The organism is Streptomyces sp. NPDC002896 (assembly GCF_040295225.1).
GTDB lineage: Bacteria > Actinomycetota > Actinomycetes > Streptomycetales > Streptomycetaceae > Streptomyces.
In genome coordinates this window covers 251,594-265,328 of record NZ_JBEOVA010000007.1, presented here as the reverse complement: position 1 = coordinate 265,328, position 13,735 = coordinate 251,594, and the positions used below count along the sequence as shown (strand labels likewise).

General features: G+C 65.8%; 7 protein-coding genes and 1 pseudogene. 6 read left to right on the top strand and 2 right to left on the bottom strand.

The window, feature by feature from the left end:
* Positions 1-370 precede the first annotated feature (370 nt).
* Together rpoB and ABT009_RS15010 are read left to right on the top strand one after the other, a co-directional pair.
* Entirely contained in the window at positions 371-3,856 is a 3,486-nt protein-coding gene (rpoB, locus tag ABT009_RS15015; RefSeq protein ID WP_351293502.1) for a DNA-directed RNA polymerase subunit beta, read from the top strand.
* Between the two features lie 97 nt (positions 3,857-3,953).
* Positions 3,954-7,853 carry a DNA-directed RNA polymerase subunit beta' gene (locus ABT009_RS15010; RefSeq protein WP_351293499.1) on the top strand — a complete coding sequence of 1,300 codons (3,900 nt, stop codon included), beginning with the start codon at positions 3,954-3,956 and terminating at the stop codon, positions 7,851-7,853.
* Between the two features lie 215 nt (positions 7,854-8,068).
* On the opposite strand, the gene ABT009_RS15005 is transcribed toward ABT009_RS15010, so the two are convergent.
* Positions 8,069-8,338 carry a hypothetical protein gene (locus ABT009_RS15005; RefSeq protein WP_351293496.1) on the bottom strand — a complete coding sequence of 90 codons (270 nt, stop codon included), beginning with the start codon at positions 8,336-8,338 and terminating at the stop codon, positions 8,069-8,071.
* Between the two features lie 193 nt (positions 8,339-8,531).
* Positions 8,532-8,767, bottom strand: a pseudogene (locus ABT009_RS15000) (Crp/Fnr family transcriptional regulator); the annotation flags it as partial.
* Between the two features lie 396 nt (positions 8,768-9,163).
* Here ABT009_RS15000 and rpsL point away from each other — a divergent pair.
* The 4 genes from rpsL (at position 9,164) to tuf (ending at position 13,515) form a co-directional block, all read left to right on the top strand.
* Positions 9,164-9,535: a 30S ribosomal protein S12 gene (gene rpsL / locus ABT009_RS14995; protein ID WP_003948652.1), complete on the top strand. Its 372-nt coding sequence runs from the start codon at positions 9,164-9,166 to the stop codon at positions 9,533-9,535.
* Positions 9,536-9,537: 2 nt separating this feature from the next.
* Entirely contained in the window at positions 9,538-10,008 is a 471-nt protein-coding gene (gene rpsG, locus ABT009_RS14990) for a 30S ribosomal protein S7 (RefSeq protein ID WP_003992340.1), read from the top strand.
* A 39-nt stretch (positions 10,009-10,047) separates the two neighbouring features.
* Complete coding sequence (gene fusA, locus ABT009_RS14985; protein WP_351293493.1) at positions 10,048-12,168, top strand: elongation factor G; 2,121 nt, start codon at positions 10,048-10,050, stop codon at positions 12,166-12,168.
* Positions 12,169-12,321: 153 nt separating this feature from the next.
* Positions 12,322-13,515, top strand: coding sequence for an elongation factor Tu (gene tuf, locus ABT009_RS14980; protein ID WP_351293490.1), 1,194 nt, complete (start codon positions 12,322-12,324; stop codon positions 13,513-13,515).
* The last annotated feature ends 220 nt before the right edge of the window (positions 13,516-13,735 follow it).

The following is a 13,735-nucleotide window of genomic DNA, read 5'->3' as shown; positions in this document are numbered from 1 at the left end:
CGGTCAGTGCTTGGAAGGCCTTGACGAACTGCACGCAGCGCGCAATTCTCAGGACGCGTCGTCACAACGATCCGTATCCGAGGCATGGATCGACGACGAAGAGGGCAGTATCGATGTGCACTGAGGGCGTGGCTTGCCGCAGGTGTTGAGAACAATGAGGGTCTCCCAAAACCCGCACTGGACATCAGTGGGCCGAGTGGCTACACTGACCCTTTGCGCTGCCTGTTAGCTGCCTCCTGCCCGTCACCAGGGGCATGCCCATGTATGAGCACAGTGGACCGAAGCGACCCCGCCTGGGGTTCTCTGTCCCTGTACCCAGCCTGGGACCGGTACGCGCGTAGTGAGTCCGAGCCCTCGGAAGGACCCCCTCTTGGCCGCCTCGCGCAACGCCTCGACCGCGAATACGAACAACGGCGCCAGCACCGCCCCGCTGCGCATCTCCTTTGCAAAGATCAAGGAGCCCCTCGAGGTTCCGAACCTTCTTGCTCTGCAGACCGAGAGCTTTGACTGGCTGCTCGGCAATGACGCGTGGAAGGCTCGTGTCGAGGCGGCCCTGGAAAGCGGACAGGACGTCCCCACCAAGTCCGGTCTGGAGGAGATCTTCGAGGAGATCTCCCCGATCGAGGACTTCTCCGGGTCGATGTCGCTGACCTTCCGCGACCACCGCTTCGAGCCCCCGAAGAACTCCATCGACGAGTGCAAGGAGCGCGACTTCACCTACGCGGCTCCGCTGTTCGTCACTGCGGAATTCACCAACAACGAGACCGGTGAGATCAAGTCTCAGACGGTCTTCATGGGTGACTTCCCCCTCATGACCAACAAGGGCACCTTCGTCATCAACGGCACCGAGCGTGTCGTGGTGTCGCAGCTGGTCCGTTCACCCGGTGTCTACTTCGACTCCTCCATCGACAAGACGTCCGACAAGGACATCTTCTCGGCCAAGGTCATCCCGTCCCGTGGTGCCTGGCTGGAGATGGAGATCGACAAGCGCGACATGGTCGGTGTGCGCATCGACCGCAAGCGCAAGCAGTCCGTGACCGTTCTGCTCAAGGCGCTCGGGTGGACCACCGAGCAGATCCTCGAGGAGTTCGGCGAGTACGAGTCCATGCGCGCCACCCTGGAGAAGGACCACACCCAGGGCCAGGACGACGCGCTGCTCGACATCTACCGCAAGCTGCGTCCGGGCGAGCCCCCGACCCGTGAGGCCGCGCAGACGCTGCTCGAGAACCTCTACTTCAACCCGAAGCGCTACGACCTCGCGAAGGTCGGCCGCTACAAGGTCAACAAGAAGCTGGGCGGCGACGCTCCGCTGGACGCCGGGATCCTGACCGTCGAGGACATCATCTCGACGATCAAGTACCTGGTGAAGCTGCACGCCGGTGAGACCGAGACCGTTGGCGACAACGGCACCTCGATCGTCGTCGAGACCGACGACATCGACCACTTCGGCAACCGTCGTCTGCGCAACGTCGGCGAGCTCATCCAGAACCAGGTCCGCACGGGTCTGGCTCGTATGGAGCGCGTCGTGCGCGAGCGCATGACGACTCAGGACGTCGAGGCGATCACGCCGCAGACGCTGATCAACATCCGGCCGGTCGTCGCCTCCATCAAGGAGTTCTTCGGCACCAGCCAGCTGTCCCAGTTCATGGACCAGAACAACCCGCTGTCGGGTCTCACCCACAAGCGCCGCCTGTCGGCTCTTGGCCCGGGTGGTCTCTCCCGTGAGCGGGCCGGCTTCGAGGTCCGAGACGTGCACCCGTCCCACTACGGACGTATGTGCCCGATCGAGACCCCCGAAGGCCCGAACATCGGTCTGATCGGTTCGCTCGCCTCGTACGGCCGCGTCAACGCGTTCGGCTTCGTCGAGACGCCGTACCGCAAGGTCACCGACGGCCAGGTCACCGACGAGGTCGACTACCTGACCGCCGACGAGGAAGACCGCTTCGTCATCGCGCAGGCCAACGCGCCCCTGACCGACGAGCTCCGGTTCGCCGAGTCCCGCGTGCTGGTCCGCCGCCGTGGCGGCGAGGTCGACTACGTCGCCGGTGACGACGTGGACTACATGGACGTCTCGCCGCGCCAGATGGTGTCGGTCGCGACCGCCATGATCCCGTTCCTCGAGCACGACGACGCCAACCGTGCCCTCATGGGCGCGAACATGATGCGTCAGGCCGTGCCGCTGATCAAGTCCGAGGCACCGCTCGTCGGCACCGGCATGGAGTACCGCTGCGCGGTCGACGCCGGCGACGTGCTGAAGGCCGAGAAGGACGGTGTGGTCCAGGAGGTCTCCGCGGACTACATCACCACCGCCAACGACGACGGCACGTACACCACGTACCGCCTCGCCAAGTTCTCGCGCTCCAACCAGGGCACCTCTGTCAACCAGAAGGTCGTCGTGGACGAGGGCGACCGGGTCGTCGCCAGCCAGGTGCTGGCCGACGGTCCGGCGACCGAGAACGGCGAGATGGCGCTCGGCAAGAACCTGCTCGTGGCGTTCATGCCGTGGGAGGGTCACAACTACGAGGACGCGATCATCCTGTCGCAGCGCCTCGTGCAGGACGACGTCCTCTCCTCGATCCACATCGAGGAGCACGAGGTCGACGCCCGTGACACCAAGCTCGGCCCGGAGGAGATCACCCGGGACATCCCGAACGTCTCCGAGGAGGTCCTCGCCGACCTCGACGAGCGCGGCATCATCCGCATCGGTGCCGAGGTCATCGCCGGCGACATCCTCGTCGGCAAGGTGACCCCGAAGGGTGAGACCGAGCTGACCCCCGAAGAGCGCCTGCTGCGCGCGATCTTCGGTGAGAAGGCCCGTGAGGTCCGTGACACCTCGCTGAAGGTGCCGCACGGCGAGACCGGCAAGGTCATCGGCGTCCGCGTCTTCGACCGCGAGGAGGGCGACGAGCTTCCGCCCGGTGTGAACCAGCTGGTGCGCGTGTACGTGGCGCAGAAGCGCAAGATCACCGACGGTGACAAGCTCGCCGGCCGTCACGGCAACAAGGGTGTCATCTCGAAGATCCTTCCGATCGAGGACATGCCGTTCCTCGAGGACGGAACTCCGGTCGACATCATCCTCAACCCGCTGGGTGTCCCGTCCCGAATGAACCCGGGACAGGTCCTGGAGATCCACCTCGGCTGGCTCGCCAGCCGCGGCTGGGACGTCTCCGGCCTCGCGGACGACTGGGCGCAGCGCCTGCAGGCCATCGAGGCCGACCAGGTCGCCCCGGGCACCAACGTCGCCACCCCCGTCTTCGACGGTGCGCGTGAGGACGAGCTCGCGGGTCTGCTGCAGCACACGATCCCGAACCGCGACGGCGAGCGCATGGTGCTCCCGACCGGTAAGGCGCCTCTGTTCGACGGCCGCTCCGGCGAGCCGTTCCCGGAGCCGATCTCGGTCGGCTACATGTACATCCTCAAGCTGCACCACCTGGTCGACGACAAGCTGCACGCCCGCTCGACCGGTCCGTACTCGATGATCACCCAGCAGCCGCTGGGTGGTAAGGCCCAGTTCGGTGGCCAGCGCTTCGGTGAGATGGAGGTGTGGGCCCTCGAGGCCTACGGCGCTGCCTACGCCCTGCAGGAGCTGCTGACCATCAAGTCCGACGACGTCACCGGCCGCGTGAAGGTCTACGAGGCCATCGTCAAGGGCGAGAACATCCCCGAGCCCGGCATCCCCGAGTCCTTCAAGGTGCTCATCAAGGAGATGCAGTCCCTGTGCCTCAACGTGGAGGTGCTGTCCTCGGACGGCATGTCCATCGAGATGCGCGACACGGACGAGGACGTCTTCCGCGCCGCGGAGGAGCTCGGTATCGACCTGTCCCGGCGCGAGCCGAGCAGCGTCGAAGAGGTCTGACGGGTCTGGTGGGGGCTCCGCCCCGGAGCCCCCACCGTCCCCGGACCCGTACAGACCATGATTGAGACACGACCCTGAAAGAGGGATTGACGACAAAGTGCTCGACGTCAACTTCTTCGACGAGCTGCGGATCGGCCTGGCGACCGCGGACGACATCCGACAGTGGTCCCACGGCGAGGTCAAGAAGCCGGAGACCATCAACTACCGCACCCTGAAGCCCGAAAAGGACGGACTCTTCTGCGAGAAGATCTTCGGTCCGACCCGGGACTGGGAGTGCTACTGCGGCAAGTACAAGCGCGTCCGCTTCAAGGGCATCATCTGCGAGCGCTGTGGCGTTGAGGTCACGCGCGCGAAGGTGCGCCGTGAACGGATGGGCCACATCGAGCTTGCCGCTCCCGTCACCCACATCTGGTACTTCAAGGGCGTCCCGTCGCGTCTGGGCTACCTGCTCGACCTCGCCCCGAAGGACCTCGAGAAGGTCATCTACTTCGCCGCGTACATGATCACGTACGTGGACGAGGAGCGCCGTACGCGCGACCTGCCCTCGCTGGAGGCCCACGTCTCCGTCGAGCGCCAGCAGGTCGAGAACCGCCGCGACGCCGACCTCGAGGCCCGGGCCAAGAAGCTCGAGGCCGACCTGGCCGAGCTCGAGGCCGAGGGCGCCAAGGCCGACGTGCGCCGCAAGGTGCGCGAGGGTGCCGAGCGCGAGATGAAGCAGCTGCGCGACCGTGCCCAGCGCGAGATCGACCGTCTCGACGAGGTGTGGAACCGCTTCAAGAACCTCAAGGTCCAGGACCTCGAGGGCGATGAGCTGCTCTACCGCGAGCTGCGCGACCGCTTCGGCACGTACTTCGACGGCTCGATGGGTGCCGCGGCGCTGCAGAAGCGCCTGGAGTCCTTCGACCTCGACGAGGAGGCCGAGAAGCTCCGCGAGATCATCCGTACCGGCAAGGGCCAGAAGAAGACCCGTGCGCTGAAGCGGCTGAAGGTCGTGTCTGCCTTCCTGCAGACCTCCAACAGCCCCAAGGGCATGGTGCTCGACTGCGTGCCGGTCATCCCGCCGGACCTGCGTCCGATGGTGCAGCTGGACGGTGGCCGCTTCGCGACCTCCGACCTGAACGACCTGTACCGCCGTGTGATCAACCGCAACAACCGTCTGAAGAGGCTCCTGGACCTCGGTGCCCCGGAGATCATCGTCAACAACGAGAAGCGCATGCTTCAGGAGGCTGTTGACGCCCTCTTCGACAACGGTCGTCGCGGCCGCCCGGTCACCGGTCCGGGTAACCGCCCGCTGAAGTCCCTCAGCGACATGCTGAAGGGCAAGCAGGGTCGCTTCCGTCAGAACCTGCTCGGTAAGCGAGTCGACTACTCGGCGCGTTCCGTCATCGTCGTCGGCCCGCAGCTCAAGCTGCACCAGTGCGGTCTGCCGAAGGCCATGGCGCTGGAGCTCTTCAAGCCGTTCGTGATGAAGCGCCTGGTCGACCTGAACCACGCGCAGAACATCAAGTCGGCGAAGCGCATGGTCGAGCGCGGCCGCACGGTCGTGTACGACGTGCTCGAAGAGGTCATCGCCGAGCACCCGGTGCTGCTGAACCGTGCACCGACCCTGCACCGCCTCGGCATCCAGGCCTTCGAGCCGCAGCTGGTCGAGGGCAAGGCCATCCAGATCCACCCGCTCGTCTGCACCGCGTTCAACGCGGACTTCGACGGTGACCAGATGGCCGTGCACCTGCCGCTGTCCGCGGAGGCGCAGGCCGAGGCCCGCATCCTGATGCTGTCCTCGAACAACATCCTCAAGCCGGCCGACGGCCGCCCGGTCACGATGCCGACCCAGGACATGGTCCTCGGTCTGTTCTTCCTGACCACGGACGGCGAGATGCGGAACGTGAAGGGCGAAGAGCGCTCCTTCTCCTCCGTGGCCGAGGCGATCATGGCGTTCGACGCCGGCGAGCTTTCGCTGCAGTCGCGCGTGGACATCCGCTTCCCGGTGGGCACCATCCCGCCGCGCGGCTGGACCCCGCCGGCGCAGGAGGAGGGCGAGCCGGAGTGGCAGCAGGGTGACAGCTTCCGTCTGAAGACCACGCTCGGCCGTGCGCTCTTCAACGAGCTGCTGCCCGAGGACTACCCGTTCGTCGACTACGAGGTCGGCAAGAAGCAGCTCTCCGAGATCGTCAACGACCTCGCCGAGCGCTACCCGAAGGTCATCGTTGCGGCGACGCTCGACAACCTGAAGGCGGCCGGCTTCTACTGGGCCACCCGTTCCGGCGTCACCGTCGCCATCTCCGACGTCGTCGTTCCCGAGGCGAAGAAGGAGATCGTCAAGGGCTACGAGGCGCAGGACGAGAAGGTCCAGAAGCAGTACGAGCGCGGTCTGATCACCAAGGACGAGCGCACGCAGGAACTCATCGCGATCTGGACCAAGGCGACCAACGAGGTCGCCGAGGCGATGAACGACAACTTCCCGAAGACCAACCCGATCTTCATGATGGTGAACTCGGGTGCACGAGGCAACATGATGCAGATGCGTCAGATTGCCGGTATGCGTGGTCTGGTGTCGAACGCGAAGAACGAGACGATTCCGCGTCCGATCAAGGCGTCGTTCCGTGAGGGTCTGTCCGTGCTGGAGTACTTCATCTCCACGCACGGTGCCCGTAAGGGTCTGGCGGACACCGCTCTGCGTACCGCCGACTCGGGTTACCTCACGCGTCGTCTGGTCGACGTCTCCCAGGACGTCATCATTCGCGAGGAGGACTGCGGCACCGAGCGCGGCCTCAAGCTGCACATCGCGGAGCGCGGCGCGGACGGCGTCCTGCGCAAGGCGGACAACGTCGAGACCAGCGTCTACGCACGTGCGCTGGCCGAGGACATCGTCGTCGACGGCGTGGTGCTGGCCCCGGCCAACACCGACCTGGGCGACGTCCTCATCGACGAGCTGGTCAAGCACGGCGTCGAGGAGGTCAAGACCCGCTCGGTCCTGACCTGCGAGTCCGCCGTCGGCACCTGCGCCATGTGCTACGGCCGCTCGCTGGCCACCGGCAAGCTGGTCGACATCGGTGAGGCGGTCGGCATCATCGCCGCCCAGTCCATCGGTGAGCCCGGTACCCAGCTGACGATGCGTACCTTCCACACCGGTGGTGTGGCCGGTGACGACATCACCCAGGGTCTGCCGCGTGTCGTCGAGCTCTTCGAGGCCCGTACGCCGAAGGGTGTCGCGCCGATCTCCGAGGCGGCCGGTCGCGTCCGCATCGAGGAGACGGAGAAGACCAAGAAGATCGTCATCACGCCGGACGACGGCAGCGACGAGACGGCTTTCCCGATCTCGAAGCGTGCCCGACTCCTCGTGAGCGAGGGCGAGCACGTCGAGGTGGGCCAGAAGCTCACCGTGGGTGCCACCAACCCGCACGACGTGCTGCGCATCCTGGGTCAGCGTGCCGTCCAGGTCCACCTGGTCGGCGAGGTCCAGAAGGTCTACAACTCGCAGGGTGTGTCGATCCACGACAAGCACATCGAGATCATCATCCGGCAGATGCTGCGCCGTGTGACGATCATCGAGTCCGGCGACGCGGAGCTGCTGCCGGGCGAGCTCGTGGAGCGCTCGCGCTTCGAGACCGAGAACCGTCGTGTGGTCCAGGAAGGCGGCCACCCGGCCTCCGGCCGTCCGCAGCTGATGGGTATCACCAAGGCCTCGCTGGCGACCGAGTCGTGGCTGTCGGCGGCGTCCTTCCAGGAGACGACCAGGGTCCTCACGGACGCGGCGATCAACGCCAAGTCCGACTCCCTGATCGGCCTCAAGGAGAACGTCATCATCGGTAAGCTCATCCCGGCCGGTACGGGCCTGTCCCGCTACCGCAACATCCGGGTCGAGCCGACCGAGGAGGCCAAGGCCGCGATGTACTCGGCCGTGGGCTACGACGACATCGACTACTCGCCGTTCGGCACGGGCTCCGGCCAGGCCGTTCCGCTGGAGGACTACGACTACGGTCCGTACAACCAGTAAGCGAGCAGCTTGAGTTGAAGGGCGGTCACCCCCTGGGGTGGCCGCCCTTCGGCGTGTCAGTGTCTGCTCCTCCCCGTGACCTCGCGCCAGACATGTTGACGATGTACGACGCCACGAAGACGACACCAAGGCCGGCGAGCACGTGGGGGAGTGGAGCGCCCGGTCGCCGCGGGCCGATGGCCGCCAGGGTCATGTGTCGGCCTCCGGGCGGTCCTTCAGCAGTGCGGATCGGGAAGATCCATCTGCTGGCCCGTCGGACGCTGACCGGGATGGCAACTCCGGGTACCGAGGTGGCGCTTTGTCTCCCTCGGGGGCGCCGTCGCCCGCAAGATGGCCGTCATGCGCTCTGCGATGAGCTGGCGGGGCTCGTCGAGCTGGTAGTCCTCCGGCCGTTTGCTCTCCAGGGCCTGGTCGATTGTCCTGTGCTCGGCCTCGTACTGCTCGCGGAGCAGGGACGCCCGGTGCTCCGGGGCAGCGGCCTCCACCTCGTGCCGGGCGGTCCGTAGCCGGGCCTGGTGGTACCGCTCGATGGCATCGCGTATGGAGCAGGCCGCAGCGGAGCCCGCCGCACCCGGGCTCCCCGTGCAGCCAGGCCACCGTCGCAGTGGCGTACCACTCCGTGACAGACGCCGTCGGACACGCACAGGACGCCGTCGCCGTCCCGCTGCTTGAGGGCGTCACGGCGACCGCCTCGACCGGCTCCAGCGCCGTCACGGTCGCCGAGCGGTGGCGACCGCTGAGTGCCCCGCCCTCGCAGACGATGTCGCCGGGGCCACGCAGGCGAGGAGTGTCTCGTAACCGTAGGCCGCGATGGCTGTGACCTTGGTCCAGCCGTGCAGTAGGAGCAGTGCGTGGGCGGATGGCTCGTTTTGCCGCATGATCACGCTCCGCGCCGGACAACGCAGGGAACGGCCGCCCCGACCATTCCGCCGCCCCCACGTTCACCTGCACAGATGTCATGGATCTCGACGACGGCCGAAGTTTTTGAAGGGGGCATGCAAGAAACGGGCGCCCATCGGCCCCGTGGCCGGTGACCGACGTCGCAAAGGGGATGGTTCCGGCGTGTCGGGGCCGGTCGCATTTGTTTTGACCGAAGTCCATGAGGTAGGTACGCTCAGACCTTGTGCCTGGGGTGTGCCCTGGCTCCCCTGCGTGCCTTCAACCGTAGAGGAAGCCGTAAGCGCCGCACCGCAATCTGCCGCCCTTTCCGCCTCGCGGCGGGGGTCTGCAGCATTCGACACACCCGACCGCGTGGGTCGGCAAAGTTCCAGGTTAGCTTTACTATTCGGCACACAGAAACCGGAGAAGTAGTGCCTACGATCCAGCAGCTGGTCCGGAAGGGCCGGCAGGACAAGGTCGAGAAGAACAAGACGCCCGCACTCGAGGGTTCCCCTCAGCGCCGTGGCGTCTGCACGCGTGTGTTCACGACCACCCCGAAGAAGCCGAACTCGGCCCTGCGTAAGGTCGCGCGTGTGCGTCTGACCAGCGGTATCGAGGTCACTGCTTACATTCCGGGTGAGGGACACAACCTGCAGGAGCACTCCATCGTGCTCGTGCGTGGCGGCCGTGTGAAGGACCTGCCGGGTGTTCGCTACAAGATCATCCGCGGCTCCCTCGACACCCAGGGTGTCAAGAACCGCAAGCAGGCCCGCAGCCGCTACGGCGCCAAGAAGGAGAAGTAAGAATGCCTCGTAAGGGCCCCGCCCCGAAGCGCCCGGTCATCATCGACCCGGTCTACGGTTCTCCTCTGGTGACCTCCCTCATCAACAAGGTGCTGCTGAACGGCAAGCGCTCCACCGCCGAGCGCATCGTGTACGGCGCCATGGAGGGCCTGCGCGAGAAGACCGGCAACGACCCGATCATCACCCTGAAGCGTGCGCTTGAGAACATCAAGCCCACCCTCGAGGTCAAGTCCCGCCGTGTCGGTGGCGCGACCTACCAGGTGCCGATCGAGGTCAAGCCCGGCCGCGCCAACACGCTCGCGCTCCGCTGGCTCGTGGGTTACTCCCGTGCCCGTCGCGAGAAGACCATGACCGAGCGCCTCCTGAACGAGCTGCTCGACGCCTCCAACGGCCTCGGCGCTGCTGTGAAGAAGCGCGAGGACACCCACAAGATGGCCGAGTCCAACAAGGCCTTCGCGCACTACCGCTGGTAGTCGCTACCCCATCGAGAACCGAGAGAAGACTGAAGCCTTATGGCTACCACTTCACTTGACCTGGCCAAGGTCCGCAACATCGGGATCATGGCCCACATCGACGCGGGCAAGACGACGACCACCGAGCGGATCCTGTACTACACCGGTGTCTCGTACAAGATCGGTGAGGTCCACGACGGCGCTGCCACCATGGACTGGATGGAGCAGGAGCAGGAGCGTGGCATCACGATCACGTCTGCTGCCACCACCTGTCACTGGCCGCTCGAGAACGTCGACCACACGATCAACATCATCGACACCCCGGGCCACGTCGACTTCACCGTCGAGGTGGAGCGCTCGCTGCGCGTGCTCGACGGTGCCGTGACGGTGTTCGACGGCGTCGCCGGTGTGGAGCCGCAGTCCGAGACCGTGTGGCGTCAGGCGGACCGCTACGGCGTCCCGCGTATCTGCTTCGTCAACAAGCTCGACCGTACCGGCGCCGAGTTCCACCGCTGTGTCGACATGATCACGGACCGCCTGGGTGCGACCCCGATCGTGATGCAGCTGCCGATCGGCGCTGAGGCCGACTTCAAGGGCGTCGTGGACCTGGTCCAGATGAAGGCGCTCGTGTGGTCCGCCGAGACCGCCCTTGGCGAGGCGTACGACGTCGTCGACATCCCGGCCACGCACGTCGAGGCCGCCGACGAGTGGCGCGGCAAGCTGCTCGAGACCGTCTCCGAGAACGACGACGAGATGATGGAGCTGTACCTGGAGGGCGAGGAGCCCACCGTGGAGCAGCTGTACGCGGCGATCCGTCGCATCACCATCGGCTCCGGCAAGGGCGGCGGCACCACCGTCACCCCCGTGTTCTGTGGCACTGCCTTCAAGAACAAGGGTGTCCAGCCGCTGCTCGACGCCGTTGTCCGCTACCTCCCCTCGCCGCTCGACATCGAGGCGATCGAGGGTCACGCGGTCAACGACCCGGAGGAGATCGTCAAGCGCAAGCCCTCCGAGGACGAGCCGCTGTCGGCGCTGGCGTTCAAGATCGCGAGCGACCCGCACCTCGGCAAGCTGACCTTCGTCCGGGTGTACTCCGGCCGCCTCGAGGCGGGTTCTCAGGTGCAGAACTCCGTCAAGGGCAAGAAGGAGCGCATCGGCAAGATCTACCGGATGCACGCCAACAAGCGTGAGGAGATCGACTCGGTGGGTGCCGGCGACATCGTCGCCGTCATGGGTCTGAAGCAGACCACCACCGGTGAGACCCTCTGCGACCCGGCGAACCCGGTGATCCTCGAGTCGATGGACTTCCCGGCCCCGGTCATCCAGGTCGCCATCGAGCCCAAGTCGAAGGGCGACCAGGAGAAGCTGGGCATCGCGATCCAGCGCCTGGCCGAGGAAGACCCCTCCTTCAAGGTGCACACCGACGAGGAGACCGGCCAGACCATCATCGCGGGCATGGGCGAGCTGCACCTGGACGTGCTGGTCGACCGCATGAAGCGCGAGTTCAAGGTCGAGGCCAACGTCGGCAAGCCGCAGGTCGCGTACCGCGAGACCCTCCGCAAGACGGTCGACCGGTACGACTACACCCACAAGAAGCAGACCGGTGGTTCCGGTCAGTTCGCGAAGGTGCAGATCGCGCTCGAGCCTCTCGAGGGCGACGGCTACGAGTTCGTCAACAAGGTCACCGGTGGCCGTATCCCGAAGGAATACATTCCTTCGGTGGACGCGGGCTGCCAGGAGGCCATGGAGTTCGGTGTGCTCGCCGGTTACCCGCTCACGGGTGTCCGCGTGGTCCTTCTCGACGGTGGCTACCACGAGGTCGACTCCTCCGAGATGGCCTTCAAGGTCGCCGGTTCGATGGCCTTCAAGGAGGCCGCGCGCAAGGCCTCCCCGGCCCTGCTCGAGCCGATGATGAAGGTCGAGGTGACGACGCCCGAGGACTACATGGGCGACGTCATCGGCGACATCAACTCCCGTCGCGGTCAGATCCAGTCCATGGAGGACCGTCACGGTGCCAAGCTCGTCACGGGCCTGGTCCCGCTGTCGGAGATGTTCGGCTACGTCGGCGACCTCCGCAGCAAGACGTCGGGTCGCGCGAGCTACTCGATGCAGTTCGACTCCTACGCCGAGGTTCCGCGGAACGTCGCCGAGGAGATCATCGCGAAGGCCAAGGGCGAGTAACTCACCCGAGTTCACGCTTTAGGCTTGACTCCGGAGCCTGCTGGGGCATTCCGCCGCAACCGCGGAGGAATGCCCCGGGCCCCGGCTTTCCAGCAAAGATCACCTGGCGCCGATGAAGTAAGGCGTACAGAACCACTCCACAGGAGGACCCCAGTGGCGAAGGCGAAGTTCGAGCGGACTAAGCCGCACGTCAACATCGGCACCATCGGTCACATCGACCACGGTAAGACGACCCTCACGGCCGCCATTACCAAGGTGCTGCACGACGCGTACCCGGACCTGAACGAGGCCTCGGCCTTCGACCAGATCGACAAGGCTCCTGAGGAGCGCCAGCGCGGTATCACCATCTCCATCGCGCACGTCGAGTACCAGACCGAGACGCGTCACTACGCCCACGTCGACTGCCCCGGTCACGCGGACTACATCAAGAACATGATCACCGGTGCGGCGCAGATGGACGGCGCCATCCTGGTGGTCGCCGCCACCGACGGCCCGATGCCGCAGACCAAGGAGCACGTGCTCCTGGCCCGCCAGGTCGGCGTTCCGTACATCGTTGTCGCCCTGAACAAGGCCGACATGGTGGACGACGAGGAGATCCTGGAGCTCGTCGAGCTCGAGGTCCGCGAGCTGCTCTCCGAGTACGAGTTCCCGGGCGACGACCTTCCGGTCGTCAAGGTCTCCGCTCTGAAGGCCCTTGAGGGCGACAAGGAGTGGGGCCAGACCGTCCTCGACCTGATGAAGGCCGTCGACGAGTCGATCCCGGAGCCCGAGCGCGACGTCGACAAGCCGTTCCTGATGCCGATCGAGGACGTCTTCACGATCACCGGTCGTGGCACCGTCGTCACCGGTCGTATCGAGCGCGGTGTCCTCAAGGTCAACGAGACCGTCGACATCATCGGCATCAAGACCGAGAAGACCACCACCACGGTCACCGGCATCGAGATGTTCCGCAAGCTGCTCGACGAGGGCCAGGCCGGTGAGAACGTCGGTCTGCTGCTCCGCGGCATCAAGCGCGAGGACGTCGAGCGCGGCCAGGTCATCATCAAGCCGGGCTCGGTCACCCCGCACACCGAGTTCGAGGCCCAGGCCTACATCCTGTCCAAGGACGAGGGTGGCCGCCACACGCCGTTCTTCAACAACTACCGTCCGCAGTTCTACTTCCGTACGACTGACGTGACCGGTGTTGTGACCCTCCCCGAGGGCACGGAGATGGTCATGCCGGGCGACAACACTGAGATGAAGGTCGAGCTCATCCAGCCCGTCGCCATGGAGGAGGGCCTGAAGTTCGCCATCCGTGAGGGTGGCCGGACCGTGGGCGCCGGCCAGGTCACCAAGATCACGAAGTAAGTTTCTTACTTCTTGATCGGGGAGACCCGGCGCTCCTAGGGGCATCGAGAAGGGCCCGTACGACTTCGGTCGTGCGGGCCCTTCCGCGTCTCCGCGAGGCGGTGGGCTGCAAGGCCAGCGGAGACTGAAAACTTTTCGGTCTTGTAGACCCATTGTTTCCGGGAAATTATCGCTCCACCATGTGGCACGGCAGTCGGCGCAAGCACCTGCCGCCCCAACT

What these genes read in the sequence shown, in the direction of transcription:
- fusA (WP_351293493.1), top strand. Translation starts at nt 10,048, where the DNA reads ATGGCTACCACTTCACTTGACCTGGCCAAGGTCCGCAACATCGGGATC.
- rpsG (WP_003992340.1), top strand. Translation starts at nt 9,538, where the DNA reads ATGCCTCGTAAGGGCCCCGCCCCGAAGCGCCCGGTCATCATCGACCCG.